This is a genomic window from Limnomicrobium aquaticum, assembly GCF_040545545.1.
In the GTDB taxonomy this organism is placed as follows: domain Bacteria; phylum Pseudomonadota; class Alphaproteobacteria; order Rhizobiales; family Rhizobiaceae; genus Ensifer_A; species Ensifer_A aquaticum.
This window is the reverse complement of record NZ_JBEPMB010000001.1, coordinates 1,125,117-1,146,984: the sequence shown is the minus strand read 5'-3', so window position 1 is coordinate 1,146,984 and position 21,868 is coordinate 1,125,117. Positions and strand designations below refer to the sequence as shown.

19 protein-coding genes are annotated in these 21,868 nt (G+C 60.6%); 15 read left to right on the top strand and 4 right to left on the bottom strand.

What is annotated here, in order from left to right; genetic code table 11:
* The first annotated feature begins 551 nt into the window (after positions 1–551).
* A complete protein-coding gene (locus ABID16_RS05645) occupies positions 552–920 on the top strand; it encodes an Hpt domain-containing protein (protein WP_354555346.1) in 369 nt (122 codons plus the stop codon).
* An 85-nt stretch (positions 921–1,005) separates the two neighbouring features.
* Here the strand turns inward: ABID16_RS05645 and ABID16_RS05640 are convergent, their stop codons facing one another.
* A complete protein-coding gene (locus ABID16_RS05640) occupies positions 1,006–2,010 on the bottom strand; it encodes a flagellar biosynthetic protein FliO (protein ID WP_354555345.1) in 1,005 nt (334 codons plus the stop codon).
* Between the two features lie 437 nt (positions 2,011–2,447).
* Here ABID16_RS05640 and cckA point away from each other — a divergent pair, with 437 nt between their 5' ends.
* Positions 2,448–5,069 (top strand): cell cycle histidine kinase CckA, encoded by a 2,622-nt coding sequence (gene cckA / locus ABID16_RS05635; RefSeq protein WP_354555344.1) that lies wholly within the window; start codon positions 2,448–2,450, stop codon positions 5,067–5,069.
* Positions 5,070–5,100: 31 nt separating this feature from the next.
* On the opposite strand, the gene xth is transcribed toward cckA, so the two are convergent.
* From xth to erpA, 3 genes are read right to left on the bottom strand one after another with little or no spacing between them, the layout of a single operon-like run.
* Entirely contained in the window at positions 5,101–5,886 is a 786-nt protein-coding gene (gene xth / locus ABID16_RS05630) for an exodeoxyribonuclease III (RefSeq protein ID WP_354555343.1), read from the bottom strand.
* Positions 5,883–6,509, bottom strand: a complete 627-nt coding sequence (locus ABID16_RS05625; protein ID WP_354555342.1) for a hypothetical protein — start codon at positions 6,507–6,509, stop codon at positions 5,883–5,885. Before ABID16_RS05625 ends, xth begins: the two co-directional genes overlap by 4 nt.
* Positions 6,466–6,798, bottom strand: a complete 333-nt coding sequence (gene erpA, locus ABID16_RS05620; RefSeq protein ID WP_354555341.1) for an iron-sulfur cluster insertion protein ErpA — start codon at positions 6,796–6,798, stop codon at positions 6,466–6,468. The genes ABID16_RS05625 and erpA overlap by 44 nt, the downstream gene beginning before the upstream one ends.
* 203 nt (positions 6,799–7,001) lie before the next feature.
* Here erpA and ABID16_RS05615 point away from each other — a divergent pair, with 203 nt between their 5' ends.
* From ABID16_RS05615 to ABID16_RS05555, 13 genes are all read left to right on the top strand, one after another.
* The gene (locus tag ABID16_RS05615) at positions 7,002–8,219 is read left to right on the top strand and encodes a deoxyguanosinetriphosphate triphosphohydrolase (protein WP_354555339.1); all 1,218 of its coding nucleotides are present in this window, start codon (positions 7,002–7,004) and stop codon (positions 8,217–8,219) included.
* A 138-nt stretch (positions 8,220–8,357) separates the two neighbouring features.
* Positions 8,358–10,118: an arginine--tRNA ligase gene (argS, locus tag ABID16_RS05610; RefSeq protein ID WP_354555338.1), complete on the top strand. Its 1,761-nt coding sequence runs from the start codon at positions 8,358–8,360 to the stop codon at positions 10,116–10,118.
* A 59-nt stretch (positions 10,119–10,177) separates the two neighbouring features.
* The gene (locus ABID16_RS05605) at positions 10,178–13,288 is read left to right on the top strand and encodes an SPOR domain-containing protein (RefSeq protein ID WP_354555337.1); all 3,111 of its coding nucleotides are present in this window, start codon (positions 10,178–10,180) and stop codon (positions 13,286–13,288) included.
* Between the two features lie 67 nt (positions 13,289–13,355).
* Positions 13,356–14,372 carry a beta-N-acetylhexosaminidase gene (gene nagZ / locus ABID16_RS05600; RefSeq protein ID WP_354555336.1) on the top strand — a complete coding sequence of 339 codons (1,017 nt, stop codon included), beginning with the start codon at positions 13,356–13,358 and terminating at the stop codon, positions 14,370–14,372.
* Positions 14,373–14,396: 24 nt separating this feature from the next.
* Positions 14,397–15,233, top strand: coding sequence for a segregation and condensation protein A (locus tag ABID16_RS05595; RefSeq protein WP_354555335.1), 837 nt, complete (start codon positions 14,397–14,399; stop codon positions 15,231–15,233).
* Positions 15,234–15,235: 2 nt separating this feature from the next.
* Positions 15,236–15,940, top strand: a complete 705-nt coding sequence (scpB, locus tag ABID16_RS05590) for an SMC-Scp complex subunit ScpB (protein ID WP_354555909.1) — start codon at positions 15,236–15,238, stop codon at positions 15,938–15,940.
* A 30-nt stretch (positions 15,941–15,970) separates the two neighbouring features.
* Positions 15,971–17,101 (top strand): ABC transporter ATP-binding protein, encoded by a 1,131-nt coding sequence (locus tag ABID16_RS05585; RefSeq protein WP_435532360.1) that lies wholly within the window; start codon positions 15,971–15,973, stop codon positions 17,099–17,101.
* 66 nt (positions 17,102–17,167) lie between these two features.
* Positions 17,168–17,359, top strand: a complete 192-nt coding sequence (locus ABID16_RS05580; protein ID WP_112627486.1) for a twin-arginine translocase TatA/TatE family subunit — start codon at positions 17,168–17,170, stop codon at positions 17,357–17,359.
* Positions 17,360–17,393: 34 nt separating this feature from the next.
* Entirely contained in the window at positions 17,394–18,161 is a 768-nt protein-coding gene (tatB, locus tag ABID16_RS05575; RefSeq protein ID WP_354555333.1) for a Sec-independent protein translocase protein TatB, read from the top strand.
* A complete protein-coding gene (gene tatC / locus ABID16_RS05570; protein ID WP_354555332.1) occupies positions 18,158–19,009 on the top strand; it encodes a twin-arginine translocase subunit TatC in 852 nt (283 codons plus the stop codon). The genes tatB and tatC overlap by 4 nt, the downstream gene beginning before the upstream one ends.
* A gap of 92 nt (positions 19,010–19,101) precedes the next feature.
* The gene (gene serS / locus ABID16_RS05565; RefSeq protein WP_354555331.1) at positions 19,102–20,385 is read left to right on the top strand and encodes a serine--tRNA ligase; all 1,284 of its coding nucleotides are present in this window, start codon (positions 19,102–19,104) and stop codon (positions 20,383–20,385) included.
* A gap of 4 nt (positions 20,386–20,389) precedes the next feature.
* The gene (gene surE / locus ABID16_RS05560; protein ID WP_354555330.1) at positions 20,390–21,151 is read left to right on the top strand and encodes a 5'/3'-nucleotidase SurE; all 762 of its coding nucleotides are present in this window, start codon (positions 20,390–20,392) and stop codon (positions 21,149–21,151) included.
* A gap of 4 nt (positions 21,152–21,155) precedes the next feature.
* Positions 21,156–21,809, top strand: a complete 654-nt coding sequence (locus tag ABID16_RS05555) for a protein-L-isoaspartate(D-aspartate) O-methyltransferase (protein WP_354555329.1) — start codon at positions 21,156–21,158, stop codon at positions 21,807–21,809.
* Positions 21,810–21,868: the final 59 nt, after the last annotated feature.

Genomic DNA, 21,868 nt, shown 5'->3' with positions numbered 1-21,868 from the left:
GTTACGCACTCTACTCAATGACGGCGCGGGGGACTGTCCTATCCCGCATCGTCAAGCCTTGCACAAGCCAGGATCAATAGACGTTTCTTGTCTTCGGTTTAACCCGCCAGACCATCTATCCACCGTAACCTGACCTCGCAGTCAGGCCCTTCGCGCATACTAACATGCGCGCCTTGCGCTTGGCCACCTGTCATCATTCGGGACAGGGCTGCAAGAGCCTCATCCACGTCCTGCCGACCCTGTCTTCATGCGGGACGCAACCCTCGCATGGTTTCCGACCGTATCGTTCCGGCACAATAGCTTAAATGCGCCTGAAGAGAGGAGTCCTTATTAATGCTGGGCTTTCGCTTCAGCTGTCCGATCAGCATGGACGACGCGCAATTCCTTACCAATTACGGACGTTTAGGCGATGTTAACCATGAATTAAGTTTTCCGTCCAGTTTCCGCCCATTTTTAATCGGATGGCCATTTTCCGCTGCTTTGATGCGCTTGTTCCCGCGCTGCCCTTGCGTGCCGGGTTCAAACTATAACGAAAAAAAGGAAAACAGGTTATGGCATCCTACAATATCGCATTCGCCGCACCCGAAGCGCCGAAGGGTTATGGCCCGTCCGCATCGAAGCCGATCGATCTCGTTCACCTCGCGCGCCAGACCATGGGCGACCGGATGGTTGAGCTGGAGGTCCTGAAGATTTTCGCACGACAGGCCCGTCAGTGCCTCGCCGAACTTTCCGTTGCCGATCAGGATGGCAAGATCGCCACGGCGCATCGCCTGAAGGGCGCCGCCCAGGCCGTCGGTGCCTTCCCGCTTTCCAAGTTCGCGGAAGAAATGGAATCCGGAGCGCTGGATGCCGCGCACATGGCCAAGATGACCGCGGCCATTGCCGAAACCGAGAACTTCATCAACCGTCTCTGCCGCTGAACATCAGCGCTGAAAAGCTTGCAAACGACAAAGGGCGCGTTGCAACGGCAACGCGCCCTTTGTCGTTTGATGTGTCTGGACCCGCTTACGGGTTCTGCTTCTGCTTGCGTCGCGTCTGCAGTTCTTCCAGGATTCTGGCGACTTCCATCTCCAGTGCCACTTCGCTGCGCGGCTTTTCAGGCGCGATTTCTCGCGCGAGCGGCAGCTGCTGGGCCGCGGCGGCAGAGGCGCGAGCTGTCGCGGGGCCCACGCCCGGCATGGCAGGGGCGGCAGTCCGCTGAGCGGCGCGCGGCGTTGTGACCGGCTGACGATCGTTCGCCTGCATTCTTTCGTTCAGAAGCCGTTCGAAGGTCGAAACCTGACGACGCGAAGCATCCGCCTGGCGCGCGGCCTGCAGGGAGGCTGTTGCGGCGGCATCGTTCAGGATGCGCGAACGAAGCATTTCGATGATGGATTCGGCATTGGCTTCGGCAACGGCCGCTGCCGACGGCTTCGCGGGTTCCGGAGCAGGAGTTGCAGGTTCGGGCCGGTAGGCCTGCTGCGGCGGCTGCGGCGCGTGATAATCCTTCGCGTCGAACGCTGCGTTCGGGCCGTAGTTGTATGTATCCTCTTCCGCTTCAGCGGCCGCCTGCTCGGCTTCCCAGGTATTCGCCGGCGGCGGAACCGGCTGCTGCGGGCGAGGGGCGGAAGCCTGGCGCTGCTGTGCCGCACGGCGCGGCGCTTCGGCAATGGCGTCCTGCACCTCTGTACGGCGCTGCAGGGCTGCGGCTGCGGCAATCGCGGCCGATGCCGCAGACGGCTCTTCAAGCCCGATGCGGCTTTCAATCACGACATCGGTCGGGCCACCGATGAGGACGAGGTGTTCCACATTGTCACGTCGGATCAGCACGACACGTCGGCGGCTATCCACCACCGCCGCGTCGATGACGGAAAGGCGCTTGGCGCGTTCCCGCCCGGACATCGCCAGGAGAGGAGACACGGGGCGCTCGCGCAAATATCTGAGGACGCCGGCATAGGCGATCAGCGCCAGGCCAACGACTGCGACCGCTATGACGAAATTCGTCGCCGTCTGCCCGTTCAAGAAGTCCATTTGTCCCCAACCCCTAACCGCACGCCAATGGGACTCGTGTCGATTGCGGCGCAATTGGCCTTCAAGGCGACACGATACTATATACCCCGTAATAACCGGCATGACCTGCCAGCCGACCCCGCAGATCGAGCAACCGTGTCGCCACCCATTTCAAGCTGAAATGTAACGATGCGTGCCGCCGCTGCACCAGACTACACAGAACCGCCATTTTCGTCGAATCCTGCGCTAAAACAATTTGAAAAGCTTTTGTTTTAAAAGCAAGCGCCCTTCCCAAAAAGAGCGGTGGAGAACTGGCGGTCGTCACCCAAAAGCGCCACCCTGTTTTCGCAGGCGTCTTGAACTTGGGCCGTAATCCTAGTGAATTGGAGCAGCTACGCGATGATTCCTTCTGATGTTGGCCTGAGACTGGTCAAAGCGTTGCAGACAAAGAGGCATTGATGACGCAATACAAGCAGGCGGACAATTATGATCCGCCGATCGTGAACAGACCCGCAGGCGCGGGGACCTGGCTGCGCATCGTTGTGCTTGCGGCGGCGTTGACGCTGTCTGCGCTGGCTTTCGTTGTCTTCAAGGACCAGCTTGAAAACGAGCTCGTGCTGGGCGTTCTTGGCGTTCTGGCCATGAGCGGGATATTCTTCCTGGTCTCTGCATTGATCGGCTTCATCGAGGTGATGCCTGCGCCGCGTACCGAGGCCTATGCAAATGCGTTTCTGGATTCGCACCCCGACGGCGCGATCGTCACGGACCGCAAGGGCCGCGTGATTTACGCCAACCGCGCCTACGGCGAACTGACGGGCTCGCGCTCGGTCGCAGCCACGCAAACGCTTGAGGCGCTTCTGTCGCGCGATCCGGATTCCAACCAGGCGCTGTTTCGGCTCGCCAACTCTCTGCGTGAAGGCAAGGCAGGCTTCGAAGAGTTTCGTCTGCGCAAGCCGCTGGGCCCGATCTCGTCCGCGAAGACCGAAGCGCATTGGTATCGCCTGAAGGCGCGCGTGCTGCCGGTCGTGGATGGAGACAAGCATCCGCTTTACATCTGGCAGATCAGCGACATTACCGCCGAGCGCGAGAAGCAGGAGCGCTTCTTCCGCGAGCTTCAGAACGCGATTGATTATCTGGATCATGCGCCGGCGGGCTTCCTCTCTGCCGGCAAGCGCGGCGAGATCTTCTACATCAATGCGACGCTCGCAGGTTGGCTTGGCGTCGATCTCACGAGCTTCCAGCCCGGCAGCCTCAGCCTGTCGCAATTGCTGGCCGGGCAGGGGCTTGCCATTCTTCAGTCCGTCCAGGCGGAACCCGGCCGCGAGCGCACCGAGACCATCGATCTCGATATGCGCAAGACGAACGGTCAGGGCCTGCCTGTGCGCCTCGTCCACCGCGTTTCCGCGACCATAGACGGCGCGCCGGGCGACAGCCGGACCATCGTGCTGGAGCGCACAGGGCTCGGCGACACCCAGCAATCTGGTTCCATTGCCTCCGCGCGCTTCAACCGCTTCTTCAACAACACGCCGATGGCCATCGCCTCGGTGGATGGCGCCGGCAAGATCCTGCGCACCAATGCGCCGTTCATGACGCTCTTCTCAGATATCGTGTCGCGCGACGAAGTGGAGAAGGGCGCACCGCTGGAGCGGATCGTGCATGAGGGCGACCGGCAGATGCTTGCCGATGCGCTCGCCGCCGCCCGCGACCGGCAGGGCAATATCGCCCCCTTCGATTCGCGCCACCCGGCACAGGAAGGCCGTCATTTCCGCTTCTATGTGAACGCCGTCATCGACCAGAGCGATGAGGCGCCGGAAGAGGCCGCTATCGTCTACGCCGTGGAAATCACGGCGCAGAAGGAACTCGAACAGCAGATGGCCCAGACGCAGAAGATGAATGCGGTGGGCACGCTGGCCGGCGGCATCGCGCATGACTTCAACAACGTTCTGACCGCCATTCTGCTTTCGTCCGACCATCTGCTTCTGCAGGCCCGTCAGTCGGATGCCAGCTTCGCCGACCTGATGGAAATCAAGCGCAATGCCAACCGCGCCGCCGTTCTCGTCCGCCAGCTGCTCGCCTTCTCCCGCAAGCAGACCATGCGTCCGACGGTCCTGAACCTGACGGACGTTGTCGGCGACCTTCGCATGCTGGTCGACCGCTTGACCTCTTCCAACGTCAAGCTGGAGATCGACTATGGCCGCGATCTCTGGCCGGTGAAGACCGACCTGTCGCAATTCGAGCAGGTGCTGATCAATCTCTGTGTCAACGCCCGAGACGCCATGCCGAATGGCGGCACGATCACCATCCGCACCCGCAACGTCACTGGCGCAGACGTGCCGGCGATGAACCTTTTGGGCATGCCGGCGGAAGATTTCGTCATGGTCGAGGTCGAGGATACCGGCACCGGCATCGCGCCGGAGATCATGGACAAGATCTTCGAACCCTTCTTCACCACCAAGGAAGTGGGTAAGGGCACGGGTCTCGGCCTGGCCATGGTCTATGGCATCGTGCGTCAGTCGGGCGGCTATATCTATCCCGAATCGGAAGTCGGCAAGGGGACGAAGTTCAAGCTCTTCCTGCCACGCCATATTCAGGAGATATCGGCGCAGCCCGCAGGCTCCGCCAATGCCACGCAGGCCGATGGCAACTCGACAACACCCGAGCACAAGGTGCTTGGCGCCTCCGCCAATGAGCAGGAGATGGACCTGACCGGCAATTCGGCGGTCGTTCTCCTCGTCGAGGATGAAGAGGCCGTCCGCCGTGGTGGCAAGCGCATGCTGGAAACGCGCGGCTACACCGTCCACGAGGCGGGTTCCGGCGTGGAGGCGCTGGACATCATGGAAGAGCTGGACGGCAAGGTGGATATCGTCGTCTCCGACGTCGTCATGCCGGAAATGGACGGGCCATCGCTGCTGCGCGAGCTTCGCAAGAAATATCCGGACATGAAGTTCATCTTCGTCTCCGGCTATGCCGAAGACGCCTTCGCCCGCAACCTGCCGCAGGACGCCAAGTTCGGCTTCCTGCCCAAGCCCTTCTCGCTGAAACAACTGGCTCAGGCCGTGCGCGAAATGTTGGATGGTTGAGACGCGGTTCGCCTATCAGGTCAGACCCGTCTCAGAAATCGAAATAGCCCGCGACAGGCACATGGTCCGAGGGCTTTTCCCAGGCGCGGACATGCTTTTCCACCGCAACGGATTTCAGGCGGTTGGCAGCCTCGGGCGAGAGCATCAGATGATCGATGCGGATACCGTTGTTCTTTTGCCAGGCGCCGGCCTGATAATCCCAGAAGGTATAGACCGGCACGCCATCGCTTGAGGCGCGCAGCGCGTCGGTAAAGCCGAGGTTCTCGATGCGGCGGAAGGCCTGCCGCGTCTTCGGCAGGAAAAGCGCATCGCCCGCCCAGGCGGCGGGTTCGTAGCAGTCATGCGGCTCGGGGATGACGTTGTAATCGCCGGCGAGCACCAGCGGCTCCTCCAGTGCAAGGCGCGATTTCGCGAAGGCTTCCAGCCGTGCCATCCATGCAAGCTTGTAAGGGTATTTCACCGGATCGTCCGGCGGGTTGCCGTTGGGCAGATAGATAGAGCAGACGCGGATCGCGCCCTTCCCGGTTGAGAAAACCGCTTCCATGAAACGCGATTGCTCGTCCGCATCGTCGCCGGGCAGACCGCGCGTCACCTCATCGGGCGAGACCTTGGAGAGGATCGCAACGCCGTTGAAGCCCTTCTGCCCGTGCGTCTCGACATGATAGCCCAGCGCCTCGATCTCAAGGCGGGGGAAGTTCTCGTCCACCGACTTGATTTCCTGAAGGCAGACGATGTCGGGATCGCTTTCCTTCAGCCAGGCGCAGAGGTTTTCGATGCGGGCGCGGACGCCGTTGATGTTCCAGGTGACAATCTTCATTTGCTCACATATCTTACGGCTATCTTTTCCAGGAAGCTGCCTAGTTTGTACCTTCCGTAAAATTCTTCTATGAAAATCTGAAGCGCAGACTGCACTTCAGATGATTTTCTTTCAGATTTTCCCCGAATAGCAGCTGCATAGTACCCTAAGTATGGCACCAGGTCGTCGATTCTTATTATTCCCGTATCCGTCCAATGCTGTAGCAGGACTAATTCCGAAAAAAAGGAGTCGAAACAGTCTCGTATGTATATTAGTTCAGGATCGTGGCCTTCAAATTCGACAACGAGTGCTGCTCTTATTTTATCATTGTTGAACGACATCCTCTCGATTCCGGTCGCAACTTTTTGATACGCCGAAGTGACAATGAATTTATCATCCCAATCTAACATATACAGCGCGTTGCGAATTTCATTATCGGTATAAAAATCATCGATGCGTTCTATGATTTTGATCCGTCGGTTCCAAGCTTGCTCCTGAAAGTACTTTTTGACAGTAAGAAATAATCCCACAAGTGCCAAAGTCGCAGAAAAAGCGCCGACAAGATCGCCTAACTTTATATTCGGATCCCATTGCATGGAATTATATGGCGAAGCTGGTGCCGCAGCCGCAGCTCGCCACCGCATTGGGGTTCTTGATCTGGAAGGACTGGCCGAGCAGGTTGTCGACAAAGTCGATCTCCGAGCCTTCCATGTAGACCAGCGACATCTGGTCGATCAGGACGCGCGCACTGTCGCGCTCGATGACGATATCGTCATCCTGCCGGTCGCCGGTCAGGTCGAACTTGTAGGAAAATCCGGAACAGCCGCCGCCCTCGACGGAGATGCGCAGCGCGTTCTTGTCGGTCTCGGATGCGATGATCTTGGCGATTCGCTTCGCCGCGCTTTCGGTCATGGTTACGTTGACTTCGGTCATGTCTTCATCCTCCGGCCGGGTTCAAGGTCCGGCGGTTGGTTGGAATCCCGCATAAAATGGGGGCAATTTCGATCCCGATCAATCTCTTCCTGTGCGTTCGGTCAAGTTTTTCGCAGGGCCCCTCGCAAATTCGGCGCGAACTTCTTTCATGCCGGGCTTCAGAAGGCTATGTAGGCCGAAGATTGAACAGTTGCAGAGCGAAAATGACTTTCGACAGGAACAGGCTTGGTTTCGGCTATGGCGAGCGCGCCATCTATGCGGCGGACCCGTGGACCACGCGCGGGCGGCTTTATCCCGAAACGGCGAGCCCGACCCGCAGCGATTTCCAGCGTGACCGCGACCGCATCGTTCACACGACCGCCTTTCGGCGTCTGAAGCACAAGACGCAGGTCTTCATCGCCAATGACGGCGATCACTACCGCACGCGCCTGACCCATACGATCGAAGTCGCGCAGATTGCGCGTGCGCTCGCCCGTGCCATGAAGCTCGATGAGGATCTGGCGGAAGGCGTGGCGCTCGTCCACGATTTCGGCCATACGCCCTTTGGCCACACGGGCGAGGATGCGCTGGACGAGTGCCTCAAGCCCTATGGCGGCTTCGACCATAACGCCCAGTCGCTCCGCCTCGTCACCAAGCTGGAGCGGCGTTATGCCGAGTTCGACGGGATCAACCTCACCTGGGAAAGCCTCGAAGGCCTCGTCAAGCACAACGGCCCACTGATGGACAGAGAGGGGAAGGGCACGCGCGGCCCGGTCCCGCAGCCGATCCTCGACTATTGCGCGCTGCATGATCTGGAGATCTCCAGCTTTGCCAGCCTCGAAGCACAGGCTGCCGCCATCGCCGACGACATTGCCTATAACACGCATGACATCGACGACGGTCTGCGCTCGGGTTACCTGACCTTCGAAATGCTGGAGGAAATCCCGTTCCTTGCCGGCTTGATGGCTGAGGTGAGGGGCCTTTATCCGTCGCTCGATCCGTCGCGCTTTACGCATGAGATCATGCGCCGGCAGATCACGCGGATGATCGAGGACGTGATTTCCGTAGCGCAGCAGCGTCTTGAAGCGCTCAAGCCCCAATCCGCGCAGGATATACGCAACGCCGACCGCATGGTCATCGAGTTTTCCGACGCGATGCGTGAAACGGACAAGGCGATCAAGGGCATGCTCTTCACGCGCATCTATCGCCATCCGGAAATCATGCGCATCCGAAAAGGGGCTGCCGATATCGTCACGGACCTCTACAAGGCCTTCATGGACGACCCGAAGCTGATGCGGAAACACCATTGGTACGACCATATTTCTGAACTGCCGGAAGCCGCCAAGGCCCGCCAGGTCGGCGATTATCTGGCTGGCATGACGGACACCTATGCCATTGCCACGCACCGGCAATTGTTTGACCACACCCCCGATTTGCGATAGGCAGCGGCGAATTCAGGCAAGCCGCGCAAGCATTTGCAGCCGGTTTGGCGACGACATCCGCGAAATAGCAATGAACTGAAGCGGACATGCGGTCTTGAAGGATCGCGACAAGGCTTCAGGTCGCAGGAAACGAGACCTATGAATATCTTTCATGACTTTGCCGGCAAGATCAAATCTGTCCTGAACGACATCGACATCTTCAGGGAAAACGGCGCCGGCGCCGATCTCTCCCGCATCACGGTCGAGGCGCCGCGCGATCCCGCGCATGGCGATGTATCGACAAATGTGGCCATGCTGTTGGGCAAGCCGCTGGGGATGAACCCGCGCGATTTTGCCAACCTAGTCGTGGAAAAGCTGCAGGCCGATCCAGATATCGCGGATGTCAGCGTGGCCGGGCCGGGCTTCATCAATATCCGTCTTGCCCCGATCTACTGGCAGAAGCTGTTGAACGCCATGGTCTCGGCCGGCGAGAGCTTCGGCCGCTCCGATCTCGGCAAGGGCCGCAAGGTCAATGTCGAATATGTCTCGGCCAACCCCACCGGCCCGATGCATGTCGGCCATTGCCGTGGCGCCGTTGTGGGCGACACCTTGGCCAACCTGCTCGCCTTCACCGGACATGACGTCACCAAGGAATATTACATCAATGATGCCGGCTCGCAGATCGATGTGCTCGCGCGCTCGGTCTACCTGCGCTACCGCGAGGCATTGGGCGACAAGATCGGTGAAATCCCGTCAGGCCTTTATCCGGGCGATTATCTCGTTCCGGTCGGCAAGGCGCTTGCCGACGAATATGGCTCGAAGCTCCGCGCCATGCCGGAAGATCAGTGGATGCCCATCGTCAAGGAGAAGGCGATTGCGGCGATGATGGCGATGATCCGCGAGGATTTGGCTGCCCTCAACGTCCATCACGATGTCTTCTTCTCGGAGCGCACGCTCCATGACGGCAATGGCGACCTGATCCTGTCGGCGATCAACGACCTGACCTACAAGGGCCACGTCTATAAGGGCAAGCTGCCGCCGCCGAAGGGGCAGGTTCCGGAAGACTGGGAAGATCGCGAGCAGACGCTGTTCCGCTCCACCGACGTGGGGGACGACATCGATCGCCCGCTCATGAAGTCTGACGGCAGCTTCACCTACTTCGCCGCAGACGTCGCTTACTTCAAGAACAAGTACGATCGTGGCTTCAACGACATGATCTACGTTCTGGGTCAGGACCATGGTGGTTACGTCAAGCGTCTTGAGGCTGTCGCCAAGGCGGTGTCCGGCGGGGCAGTCCATCTGACGGTGCTGCTCTGCCAGCTCGTCAAGCTCTATCGTGATGGCGAGCCGGTGAAGATGTCGAAGCGCTCCGGCGATTTCGTCACGCTGCGCGACGTGGTCGATGAGGTCGGTCGCGACCCGGTCCGCTTCATGATGATTTATCGCAAGAACTCCGAACCGCTCGATTTCGACTTTGCGAAAGTCACCGAGCACTCCAAGGACAATCCCGTCTTTTACGTGCAGTATGCGCATGCGCGCTGCGAATCAATTTATCGACAAGCGCATGAAGTCTATCCCGAGCTCGACCTTGCAAATCTTCCGTTTGATGACAGAATTGCGTCATTGATCGATGATCCGGCAGAGTTGCAGCTTGTGGCAAAACTTGCGGAATACCCCCGGATTATCGAGGCTGCAGCGGTTTCGCAGGAGCCTCATAGGGTCGCATACTATCTTTATGACCTTGCGGGCGTGTTCCACGGACACTGGAATAAGGGCAAGGAAAATACCGGCTTACGGTTTGTTAACGATAAAAACCGAGAATTGACCGTGGCCAGGCTGGGATTGGTGAGGGCAGTGGCATCCGTTTTGAAGTCGGGACTCGGGATTACCGGGACGGCTGCGCCAGACGAGATGCGGTGACCGTCGCCATTTGCCCATAATGTCCTGGCAGGTAACGCAAGCTTTTGCGAGTGGACAATATGGCAGATAACAGACGCGCCGGTGAACGGACAATCCTCCGCGGGGACGTAGAAGGAAACGATACGCTCGCGGAGATTTCCAGGGCGCTGGAGACCGAACGGCGCGCGCCCGTGGCAGTCGGCGCCGGATTCGTTCCCCCAACCGGTGGACAGGTGTCGAATATTCCGGCCATGGCTGATCTGGAAGATGAGCTCCTGCGCGAGTTTGCTCTCTATGAAGGGCCGCGCGAGCCTTTGGCACGAGACATGACTGGGCGCGAACCGGCTCGAAAGGTTGAGCCGAGCTTTGCCCCGGCTGCGCGCCCGGCAGTTGCTGACCGGAAGGCAATTGCACCATCTGTTGCCATCGATGATGACGATGACACGATGCCGCCCATGGATGGGAGCATTCCGTTCCGTGCTGCGCGTGCAGCGCCGATTGTCCGCGCACCTGTTGCTGCGGCAGAGCCTGCCCGGATAGAGCCCGAGCCGCCGGTCGTGTTCGACGCTGAACCCGAAACGGAGATGAGGATTGCTCCTTCGGATCTGGAACAGGAATTTGCTCTTCAAGCTGCCGAAGAGACGGTCCAGTTTTCCGGCCCGGTTCCCGATCTGGCCGATTGGGACCTTGAGGACGAAAATCAGTCTGTCGAAGCGTTCGTCGAGCCGATGGTTGACGTCGCAGAACATGTCGCCGCCGAACCTGCCGTTGATGTCGATGCCGTCAACGATGATGCTGAGCCGGTCTTTGCTGGTCCCGTGCCGGATTTCGATTTTGAGGATGAGCCGCAGTTTGCCGGTCCTGTCCCCGAGGTCGAACTGGATGATTCAGATCTCGCGATCGATGAGCCGGCTTTTGCCGGACCCGTTCCTGATTTTGATTTCGACGAGGTCGAACCGGGCGCCACTGCCGAAACGGCAGAACCGGAAGCAAATCTTCAACTGGACTCCGAGCCGGAACTGTCGCTTGGTGCCCTTGATCTGAGGCGGGATGACGTGGTCGAGCCGACTTCGCCCTTCGCAGCCTGGAAGAATGATCGCCTCGCTGCAGTCGAAACGACGACGCCCGCCTGGTTGTCCGCTGCTGCCGTGACGCCGAAACGGTCTGAGTCTGTCGAGGAAAATGCCGAGTTTGCCGCACCTGCCGTCGCGGAAAACGCCGTTGGACACTCTGCCGTCCTGGCGTTGCAGGAGGAGTCCGAAGAGGAAAAGGAAGCTCCTGCCTCTTCGGAGTTTGAGGACTCTCTGCTCGAGGACTTCGAATTCGAACTTGATGCCGATGATCTTGTCGGCCTCGAAGTTGCGCCTGAAAAGGAAACTGTCGAAGCCTTCGGCTCAAAGGTCGAGCCTGCATCTGACGTTCCCGTCATCGATGTGTCCAGGGATAAGCCGTCTGCGGTTGCGCCCTATCTGTCGGTTGAGCCCGAATTCCCGTCCTTTGCAGCTCTGACTGCCACGGCGGCCGCAGGTGCTGCGGTCGATCCGGTTCTGGGCGTTGCCGACTGGCTCAAGCCCATGTCGGCTGCTCCAGTCGCGGAGGCAAAGGACGAACTCGATTTCAAGGAATTCGAGTTCGATTTCGACGAGGACGCGATCGAGGCGGAAGTCTCGCGCGCAGTGATGTCGGAACTCCAGGTCGGTGCGACGGCTCTGCCGCCGGTTGACGAAATGCCTTTCGATCCCACTGCGATTACGGAAATTGAGGACCGTATGCCGGCATCGTTCGGCAATATGGACGTCCCGCAGGTTCCCGAAACAGAGGGTGAGACGGTTCCGAAGCCTGTGTCCGACTTCGATTACGATATTGAAGCGGAAATGGCGGAGCTATTCGCCATGGGGAGCAAGACAAAAACGCAAGGCCTGAATGCGCCAATGCTGGACGAGCAGAATACGGCGCAAGAAGGAGACAGTGACGGTCTCGCAAACGAGATTATCCGCTCGATCCACGAAGCTCCGGCGATCCCGGCTGGGCGTGCTTTCGACATGGCAGATGTCAATGCCGCATCCACGGGCTTCGTCGCGCGCTACGCCCGGCTTGCCGCCTTTGCCGCCATTGTCGCCTTTGCCGGCCTCGGTGCGGTGATGCTGTGGCGCTCGGGCGATGTGCGTGGGGTGACCAGCGATGGCACGCCGCGCGTGATCATGGCCGACAAGTCGCCGATCAAGGAAGTTCCCGATGAGCCTGGCGGAAAGCAGGTCCCGAACCAGGACAAGGCGGTTTACGATCGGGTTGCGGGCAAGTCTGCCGAAGTCGTGAAGCAGGGCAGTCTGATAGCGAATGCGGAAGAGCCCGTGAATGTTGCCGAGAAGACTCTTGGCGACGAAGCGGCAGTGCCGCAGGGCGCTCAGGCTCCCGGAGTGTCCGATGCGTCCGCGGCGAACGATACGGACGCACGCCTGCCGGCGACGCCTTCGCAGCCGGCTGCCGACGGTCAGGCCCCGAACGAATCGGTCTCGCCTCGCAAGGTGAAGACCATGATCGTCTTGCCGAACGGCACGCTTGTCGCGCGGGAAACGAATGCGCCGGCCACACCGACCCCTCAAGCGAAGCCGACCGCCGCTGATGCGGCTATGACGGCGCCGGCCGCGACCGCCAAGGTCGAAGCCTCGCAACCGGCGGCGACGATCACGCCTGCCGCAGGCAACACAGCACCGGCATCGCAGCCGACCGCCGACAAGGCGCCGGCAACAAAGCCTGTCGCGACGCCTGTTCCCAAGGCGCGCCCTGCCGACCAGCCGGTGAATGTCGTCGGAACGGTCACGCAGCGCGGCAACACGATCACGCAGCCGAACCTACCTGCTGAAAAGCCTGCCGCGCAGCAGGCGGCAGCGACGAAGCCCGTTCAGCAACAACCGACTGCCGTACCAGCAGCATCGAATGCGCCTGCCGGATCATACGTGATCCAGATCGCGTCGCTTCCCTCCGAGGCCGAGGCGCAGAAGTCCTACTCGAACCTGTCGGCCAAGTTCTCCTCGGTCATCGGCGGCAAGAGCCCGGACATCAAGCCGGCGGAGATCCCCGGCAAGGGCACCTATTATCGTCTGCGCGTCGTTGCAGGCAGCAAGGATGAGGCCATCGCCCTTTGCGCCCGCTACAAGGCAGCGGGCGGAAGCTGCCTCGTTTCCCGCTGAGACCAGAGCTTGAACAGTTTACGGTCGCCGCCTGTCATGGCGGCGATCCAATTTTCATGGATGGATCATGACAGACACACGCGCACTTATCCTCGGTTGCTCAGGCCCGGTCCTCACGGAAGAGGAAAAGGCCTTCTATCGCGATGTTCAGCCCTGGGGCTTCATCCTCTTCGGTCGCAACATCGAAAGCCTGGACCAGGTCAAACGGCTGACGAATGATCTGCGCGAGACCGTTGCGGGCCGCCATGCGCCGGTGCTGATCGACCAGGAGGGCGGCCGCGTGCAGCGAATCAAGCCGCCGCTGACCGACAAGTACCCCTCCGGCTCCGACCTTGGCGCGATCTATGCTTCGGACAAGGAGAAAGGTTTGCGTGCCGCCTGGCTGATGTCGCGCCTGCACGCCTTTGACCTCCTGAAGCTTGGGATCGATGTCGATTGCCTTCCTGTTCTGGATGTCCCGATCGTGGGCTCCAGTGACGTCATTGGCAGCCGCGCCTATGGTCGTGATCCGGAAACTGTGACAGCCATGGGGCGTGCTGCGGCACAGGGGCTGAAAGACGGAGGCATGCTGCCGGTGATGAAGCACATGCCGGGCCACGGCCGCGCCTTCGCCGATTCGCATCACAATTTGCCCATTGTCGACGTGCCGCGCGAAACGTTGGAGGCGCATGATTTCGCGCCCTTCAAGGCCATGCACAACGAACTCATGGGCATGAGCGCCCATGTCGTTTTCACGGCGATCGATCCGGAACGGCCGGGTACGACATCGAAGATTGTGATCGACGAGATCGTGCGCGGCTATATCGGCTTCGACGGACTTCTGATGTCGGATGACACCTCGATGAACGCGCTTGCCGGAACAATTGGGGAGCGTGCGCGGGACATTGTTGCGGCGGGCTGCGATATCGTGCTTCACTGCAATGGCGTGATGGCGGAAATGCAGGCCGTCGTGGCCGAAGCACCGGTCCTGAGTGGCATATCCAAGGCGCGCGCCGATGCGGCACTTGCAGGTTTTGCCAAGCCGGATGCTTCCGACGAAGCCGCCTTGCGCGCCGAGTTCTTCGCGATGGTCCCCTCTGCCTGAGAGGGGCAGGGGGTAAGACGTCAGATGGCCGAAGGGCAGAAGCAGGCCGCTGCGCCGCTTGAGAAACTGTGGGACGCGGATGCGGAGCGCGGGGTTAGCGAACCCGCGCTGCTGATCGACGTCGCCGGTTTCGAAGGCCCGCTCGACCTGCTCCTCCATCTGGCCCGCACCCAGAAAGTCGATCTGTCGCGCATCTCCGTGCTGGCGCTGGCCGAGCAATATCTGGTCTTCGTCGAGCAGGCCCGCGCCATTCGCATCGAACTGGCCGCCGATTACCTCGTGATGGCCGCCTGGCTTGCCTATCTCAAATCGCGTCTCCTCATTCCGCAGCAGCCCAAGGATGGCGAGCCGACGGGTGAGGAAATGGCGGCGAGCCTCGCCTTCCGCCTCAAGCGGCTGGAAGCGATGCGCAACGCCGCCGAAAAGCTCGTCAATCGCGACCGGCTGGGCCGCGATGTGTTCCCGCGTGGCGCGCCGGAACTGATCCCGGTCGAGCGCCGCTCTGCCTTCGAGGCAAGCCTCTATGATCTTCTGACGGCCTATGCGGCGCTGCGCCAGCGGCAGGCGGTCACCAATGTTGTGATTGCCCGGCGCAAGGTCTGGTCGCTGGTCGAGGCACGAACTCTGCTCTCGCGTATGGTTGGCGAGATTTCGGATTGGGTGTCGCTGGATATTTATCTCGCCCGCTATGCGGCCGACCCGCAGGAACGTAGAACCATGATCGCCAGCGCCTTCGCCGCTTCGCTCGAAATGGCCCGCGAGCGCAAGATCGAGCTTCGCCAGGATGGCGCCTTCAAGCCGCTCTTCATGCGGCCGGGTGAAAAAGCCGGGGAGTTGGGCGAGGGGAGTGCTGGCGCATGACCATGGCCGAAACGTCAGACTTGATCGATGTGACCGATACGAGTGCCGACGATCCGCGTTTCGTTGAAGCCTGCCGCATGGCCGAGGCGCTTGTCTTTGCCTCGGCGCAGCCGGTGTCCGAGGGCTTCCTGACCGAGCGCCTTCCGCGTGGTGTCGATGTAGCCCTCGTCATGGCGACGCTGAAGAACGATTATGTCGCCCGCGGAATCCACCTCGTGCGGATCGAAGGGCACTGGGCCTTCCGAACCGCACCTGATCTCTCTTTTGCCCTTCGCTCGGACGAGCGCGAGCCGAAGAAACTCTCACGCGCCGCCCTCGAAGTTCTCGCTATCATCGCCTATCACCAGCCGGTGACGCGGGCCGAAATTGAAGATATTCGTGGGGTCCAGACCTCGCGCGGCACGCTGGACGTGCTGATGGAAGCCGGTTGGGTGCGCTTCCGCGGCCGCCGCCGCACGCCGGGCCGCCCTGTGACCTTTGGGACGACCCGAGACTTCCTCGACCATTTCGGTCTTGAGGAGGTCCGCGACCTGCCGGGCCTGGAAGAGTTGCGCGGGGCAGGGCTGCTGACGGGCCGCATGCCGCCGAACTTCAACATTCCATCCCCCCTGTCCGATGACGAGCTGACAGAGGATGAAGACCCGTTGACGCAACTCGACCTTGAAGAACTTGGCCTCTTGACACCGGGCGGTAAAGAAGAGGAATAAGTTCCGCTTTTGTCGGCCTGCTCAGAGGCTATGAATCCGGACGAACAATTGTCGAAGTCAGTTCAACAGCAACCTCTGGCACCAGAAGGCCGCAGCCGTCGAACGGCCGGTGTGACCTTTGCCGCGCGTCTCGCATTCGACGATGTTCGTCACAGCTTTCACGGCAAGGAGACGATCCGCGGCATTTCGCTGGTCGCAGAGCCCAGCGAAGTCCTCTGCCTTCTGGGACCTTCCGGTTCCGGCAAGACCACGCTGCTGCGGATCGCCGCCGGCATTGAGGTCCAGTCGAGCGGGCGCATTCTTCTCAACGACCGCGAGATCGCCGGGCCGTCAAACTTCCTGCCGCCGGAGCGGCGCGGCATCGGCCTGATGTTCCAGGATTTTGCGCTCTTCCCGCACCTGACGATCCTCGACAATGTCCGATTTGGCCTGACCGCGCTACCGAAGCAGGCGGCCATAGAAGAGGCTATGGCGGCCCTTGCCCGCGTCGGGCTTGACCATGCGGCGGAGAAATATCCGCATGCGCTTTCCGGCGGCGAGCAGCAGCGCGTGGCGCTGGCCCGCGCGCTGGCACCGCGTCCCGCGGTTTTCCTTATGGACGAGCCCTTCTCGGGCCTCGATTCCCGGCTGAAGGACAGCGTTCGCTCCGAAACGCTTGCGATCCTGCGCGAGACCCGCGCCACGGCAATCGTCGTCACCCATGATGCCGAGGAAGCCATGCTGATGGCAGACCGGATCGCGCTTCTGCGCGATGGCCGTCTGGTCCAGTCCGGCCCCTCCGAGGAGCTTTACCGCCGTCCGGCAAGCCTGTTTGCCGCTGGTTTCTTCTCCGACATCAACATCTTTGCCTCGGTTGTCCGGGGCGGCGTTGTGGAAACGCCGCTGGGGCGCACGACCGCCACGGGTTTCGCGGAAGGCACGCCGGTCAAGGCTGCTGTCCGGCTGTCGGATGTCAAGGCGAGCGGCGAGGGCGGGCGCATCCCCGCAAGAATTTTGTCGCGGCGTTTTCTGGGCGTGGTCGAAGTGCTGCGATTGGCCGTACCCGGCGTCGAAGAACCGGTACGCGCCCGAATTCGTGCCGACCAGTTGCCGCAGGGCTTGCGCGACATATCGCTAGACGTTAACGAACGCGACATAATGGTGTTTGAAAAAGACGCTTGAACGTCTTACATCGTTTGGGGAACAAATAAGCCTCCGGTGTTCGGAGGCGTCAGGAAGGAGATTCCGATGGGTTCTTTTAGCATGGTGCATTGGCTGATCGTTCTGGTCGTCGTGCTTCTGTTCTTCGGTCGCGGCAAGATCCCGGAATTGATGGGTGACCTGGCAAAGGGCATTCAGAACTTCAAGAAGGGCATGTCCGAGGAAGATCCGGCGGACAAGGCAAAAACTGTCGATCACAAAGCCGACGAAGCCAAGTAATATCAGCGCTGAACGCGCAGTCTGAGGTACTTCAATGCTGGATATCGGCTGGACCGAGCTCTTGGTCATCGCCATCGTTTTGATCGTGGTGGTCGGGCCGAAGGACCTGCCGCCCATGCTGCGCGCTTTCGGCAAGATGACGAAACGCCTCCGCGTCATGGCTGGCGAGTTTCGCCAGCAGTTTGACGAGGCACTTCGCGAGGCCGAACTGGACGATGTCCGGCAGACCTTCTCGGACGCGCAGAAGCTTAATCCGGTCAATTCGCTCAAGGATGCGCTGAACCCGCTGCGCCAGATGGGTAACGAAATCCGCAGCGACATCCAGAACGCGGCGAAATCCGAGCCTGCCAAGATCGGTGAGCCCTGGAGACCGGAAGTTGAGGTCAAGGCGCCCGGTGAGCCGCCGACTTTCCCGGTTGCCGAGGCACCGACGGTGACCACACCCACCTCCGCCGAAACGCCGGCCTCGCGCGATCCTGGAAACGAAGGCAATAAACCCGTCCGCAAGCCTCGCACGCCGAAGGCTTCCGCAGTTTCAGAAGCCGCCCCGGCAGACGTGGCTCCGGTCGCCGCGCCGGTAGAGGCTCCTTCTTTGCCAAAGACGAAGCCTGCGTCGCGCAAGAAGGCGGCTGTTGCCGCCGAGCCTTCGGTTGCTCCCTTGGAAACTGTTTCCGTGCCGGTCAAAAAAACCGGCGTTCGCAAGGCAACCGCAAAGACTGCCGAGCCCGCCGCACCGGCCGCGACAAAAACCATGACACCGAAAAAGCCTGCCACCAGAGCCAAAAAGACGGGTGATGCATGACCGCTGAGGATATCGACGACAAGCCGCAGCCACTCATCGAGCATCTGGTCGAGCTCCGCGCCCGCCTGATCAAGTCTCTGGCAGCGTTCTTCGTTGCTTTTTTGGTATGCTTCTTTTTCGCACGCGACCTCTTCAACCTGCTGGTCATCCCCTACAAGTGGGCGGTCCTGTGGGCGCACATGGATGTGAAGAAGGCGGAGTTCATCTATACCGCCCCGCAGGAATTCTTCTTTACGCAGCTGAAGGTGGCGATGTTTGGCGCCATGGTTCTGGCATTTCCGATCATTGCCTCGCAGCTTTACCGCTTCGTGGCGCCCGGTCTTTACAAGAACGAACGCGCGGCCTTCCTGCCGTTCCTGATTGCCTCGCCCGTGCTCTTCCTGCTGGGCGCTGCACTCGTCTATTTCTTCTTCACGCCCATGGTCATGTGGTTCTTCCTGCGCATGGAAGTGTCCGGTTCGGAAAGCCAGGTCGCCGTTCAGCTCATGCCGAAGGTCTCGGAATATCTGAGCCTGATCATGACGCTGGTTTTCTCCTTCGGTCTGGTCTTCCAGTTGCCGGTCGTGACATCGCTGCTCATCCGCGCCGACATCCTGCGCACGCAGACGCTGGTCGAGAAGCGCAAATATGCCATCGTGCTCGCCTTCGTTGTCGCCGCCGTCCTGACGCCGCCGGATCCGATGTCCCAGATCGGTCTTGCACTGCCGACGATCCTTCTCTACGAAATCGCAATCTATGCCGGACGACTCATCGAAAAGGGTCGCGGCAAGGAGAAGGCTGCGGAAGAAGAGCAGGCGACCGGACAAGAGGTCGCATCCTCCTCCGAGTCTGAGAACGGCGGGGCGTGACGACCGGCCCTGCCACGATATCGGGGCGGGGCTTTCTGAAGACGAAGCTGCCACCCTTCGAAAACTGACTTGTCTTCGAAGGCTAAGAAGCAATGCTCGACATCAAATGGATCAGGGACAATCCGGCAGCGCTTGACGCTGCTCTGGCGAAACGTGGCGCTGAGGCTCTTTCGGCTTCCGTCATCGCGCTCGATGAGAAGCGCCGCTCCCTCGTCCAGTCCGTTCAGGACATGCAGTCGCGCCGCAATTCAGCCTCCAAGGAAATCGGCGCCGCCATGGCGCAAAAAAACACCGAGCTTGCCGATAAGCTGAAGGCCGAGATGGCCACGCTCAAAGAAACGCTTCCCGGTGCCGAAGAGGAAGAGCGCAAGGTTAGCGCCGAACTCACCGACATGCTCTCGCGCATTCCCAACATTCCGTTGGACGATGTGCCTGTCGGCAAAGACGAGCATGACAACGAGGTCAAGCGCGTCGTCGGCGAGAAGCCCGGCTGGAACCATGCGCCGCAGGAGCATTACGAAATCGGTGAAGGCCTCGGCTACATGGATTTCGAACGTGCCGCCAAGCTTTCCGGCGCCCGCTTCACGGTTCTGACGTCGCAGCTTGCCCGCATGGAACGCGCGCTCGGCCAGTTCATGCTCGACCTCCACACGCGTGAACACGGCTACACGGAAGTCTCCTCGCCGCTGATGGTGCGCGACGAGGCCATGTATGGCACCGGCCAGTTGCCAAAGTTCGCCGAAGACCTCTTCCGCACCACCGACGGTCGCTGGCTGATCCCCACGGCGGAAGTGACGCTGACCAACCTCGTCGCCGGCGAAATCCTCGACCAGGACAAGCTGCCGCTGCGCTTCACTGCGCTCACCCCGTCCTTCCGCTCTGAGGCAGGTTCGGCCGGTCGCGACACGCGCGGCATGCTGCGTCAGCATCAGTTCTGGAAATGCGAACTCGTCTCGATCACCGATGCCGAAAGCTCGATTGCCGAACATGAGCGCATGACGGCCTGCGCCGAAGAAGTTCTGAAGCGTCTCGGCCTGCATTTCCGCACCATGACCCTCTGCTCCGGCGACATGGGTTTCGGCGCGCGCAAGACCTACGATATCGAGGTCTGGCTGCCCGGCCAGAACACCTACCGCGAAATCTCGTCCTGCTCGGTTTGTGGCGATTTTCAGGGACGCCGCATGAATGCGCGTTACCGCAACGCGTCCGACAAGACGCTGAACTTCGTTCACACCCTCAACGGGTCGGGAACGGCTGTCGGCCGCTGCCTCATCGCCGTGATGGAGAACTATCTCAACGAAGACGGCTCGATCACCGTCCCGGACGTACTGCTCCCTTATATGGGCGGCATCACCCGTATCGAGAAGGCCGCCTGATCGGATGCGCATCCTGCTCACCAACGATGACGGCATTCACGCTCCGGGGCTCGCCGCCCTGGAGCGCATTGCCCGCACACTGACCGACGATGTCTGGATCGTTGCGCCGGAGAGCGACCAGAGCGGTCTGGCTCATTCGCTGACGCTCAACGATCCGCTGCGCCTTCGCAAGGTTTCGGATCGGCATTTCGCGCTGCGCGGCACGCCGACCGATTGCGTCATCATGGGCATCCAGGAAGTCCTGAAGGGCAAGCCGGATCTGGTTCTGTCCGGCGTGAATTCCGGTGCGAACATGGCCGATGACGTGACCTATTCGGGCACGGTCGCCGGCGCCATGGAGGGCGCGTTGCAGGGCGTTCGCTCCATTGCCCTTTCGCAGGCCTACATTTTCGACGGAGAGCGCAAGGTTCCGTGGGAAGTCGCCGAAGCCCACGCGCCGGGGCTTGTCGAGAAGCTGATCGGTGTCGAACTACCGGCCTTCAGCTTCCTCAATGTCAACTTCCCGAACTGCCGGCCGGAAGAGGTCAGGGGCGTCGAAGTGACGAACCAGGGTAAGGTCACTTTCGGCGTGCTCGCCGAACAGCGCCGCGATGGTCGAGGCTTCCCCTATTACTGGCTTAAATTCGACGGCCGGAAGTCTGACTTGAAAGCGGGCACCGACGTGAACGCGCTGGCCGAAGGGCGCATTTCCGTCACCCCGCTCAAGTTGGACCTCACGGATTATGCGGCACAACAAGCGCTGAAATCAGCGCTTTCCGTGGAGTAAAGCTTTGGAATCCGGGCTCGGCGACAAGGAAGAATTTGCGGCTCTGGTCATGCGCCTCCGCTCGGAGGGCGTTTCCAATGCCAGCCTCTTCAACGCGATCGAGCAGGTCCCGCGTGGCCTCTTCGTTCCGCCGACCTATGCCCGCGAGGCCTGGTCGCGCCACTCGATCCCGATTGAATGCGGCGCCTTTGCAGAAGGCGTGGATCTCGCGGCGAAGGTGGTGCATCTCCTCAATCTCCATCCCGATCACCGCGTGCTCGAGATCGGGACCGGCAGTGGCTACACCGCAAGCCTCATGGGAAAGCTCTGCCAGCGGGTTCTGACGGTCGATCGCTACCGGACTCTGGTCGAGAACGCCCACGGCCGATTCGGCAAGATCGGCGGCGGCAACATCTTTTCGCGTCAGGCCGATGGCATGAATGGACTTCCGGGCGAGGGAACTTTCGACCGGATTCTTGTCACTGCCGCGTTTACGACGATGCCACGAATCTTCGCCGAACAGGTCGTGCCCGGCGGCGAGATGCTGGCTCCGATGAACCTGGAAGACGGCCGCTGCATGATGATCCGCTTCACCAAAGTAGGTGTTCGGTTCGAACGAACGGAACTCTTCGAAGTGCCTTATCTGCCTCTTGAACCGCATATGGCCAACGCCCTCTGAGGCGTTCAGCTTCAGCCGGTCAACCGGCGGCCGGAATTAGCGAATCCCGAAAAATAATG

What these genes read in the sequence shown, in the direction of transcription:
- ABID16_RS05645 (WP_354555346.1), top strand. Translation starts at nt 552, where the DNA reads ATGGCATCCTACAATATCGCATTCGCCGCACCCGAAGCGCCGAAGGGT.
- ABID16_RS05640 (WP_354555345.1), bottom strand. Translation starts at nt 2,010, where the DNA reads ATGGACTTCTTGAACGGGCAGACGGCGACGAATTTCGTCATAGCGGTC.
- cckA (WP_354555344.1), top strand. Translation starts at nt 2,448, where the DNA reads ATGACGCAATACAAGCAGGCGGACAATTATGATCCGCCGATCGTGAAC.
- xth (WP_354555343.1), bottom strand. Translation starts at nt 5,886, where the DNA reads ATGAAGATTGTCACCTGGAACATCAACGGCGTCCGCGCCCGCATCGAA.
- ABID16_RS05625 (WP_354555342.1), bottom strand. Translation starts at nt 6,509, where the DNA reads ATGCGGTGGCGAGCTGCGGCTGCGGCACCAGCTTCGCCATATAATTCC.
- erpA (WP_354555341.1), bottom strand. Translation starts at nt 6,798, where the DNA reads ATGACCGAAGTCAACGTAACCATGACCGAAAGCGCGGCGAAGCGAATC.
- ABID16_RS05615 (WP_354555339.1), top strand. Translation starts at nt 7,002, where the DNA reads ATGACTTTCGACAGGAACAGGCTTGGTTTCGGCTATGGCGAGCGCGCC.
- argS (WP_354555338.1), top strand. Translation starts at nt 8,358, where the DNA reads ATGAATATCTTTCATGACTTTGCCGGCAAGATCAAATCTGTCCTGAAC.
- ABID16_RS05605 (WP_354555337.1), top strand. Translation starts at nt 10,178, where the DNA reads ATGGCAGATAACAGACGCGCCGGTGAACGGACAATCCTCCGCGGGGAC.
- nagZ (WP_354555336.1), top strand. Translation starts at nt 13,356, where the DNA reads ATGACAGACACACGCGCACTTATCCTCGGTTGCTCAGGCCCGGTCCTC.
- ABID16_RS05595 (WP_354555335.1), top strand. Translation starts at nt 14,397, where the DNA reads ATGGCCGAAGGGCAGAAGCAGGCCGCTGCGCCGCTTGAGAAACTGTGG.
- scpB (WP_354555909.1), top strand. Translation starts at nt 15,236, where the DNA reads ATGGCCGAAACGTCAGACTTGATCGATGTGACCGATACGAGTGCCGAC.
- ABID16_RS05585 (WP_435532360.1), top strand. Translation starts at nt 15,971, where the DNA reads ATGAATCCGGACGAACAATTGTCGAAGTCAGTTCAACAGCAACCTCTG.
- ABID16_RS05580 (WP_112627486.1), top strand. Translation starts at nt 17,168, where the DNA reads ATGGGTTCTTTTAGCATGGTGCATTGGCTGATCGTTCTGGTCGTCGTG.
- tatB (WP_354555333.1), top strand. Translation starts at nt 17,394, where the DNA reads ATGCTGGATATCGGCTGGACCGAGCTCTTGGTCATCGCCATCGTTTTG.
- tatC (WP_354555332.1), top strand. Translation starts at nt 18,158, where the DNA reads ATGACCGCTGAGGATATCGACGACAAGCCGCAGCCACTCATCGAGCAT.
- serS (WP_354555331.1), top strand. Translation starts at nt 19,102, where the DNA reads ATGCTCGACATCAAATGGATCAGGGACAATCCGGCAGCGCTTGACGCT.
- surE (WP_354555330.1), top strand. Translation starts at nt 20,390, where the DNA reads ATGCGCATCCTGCTCACCAACGATGACGGCATTCACGCTCCGGGGCTC.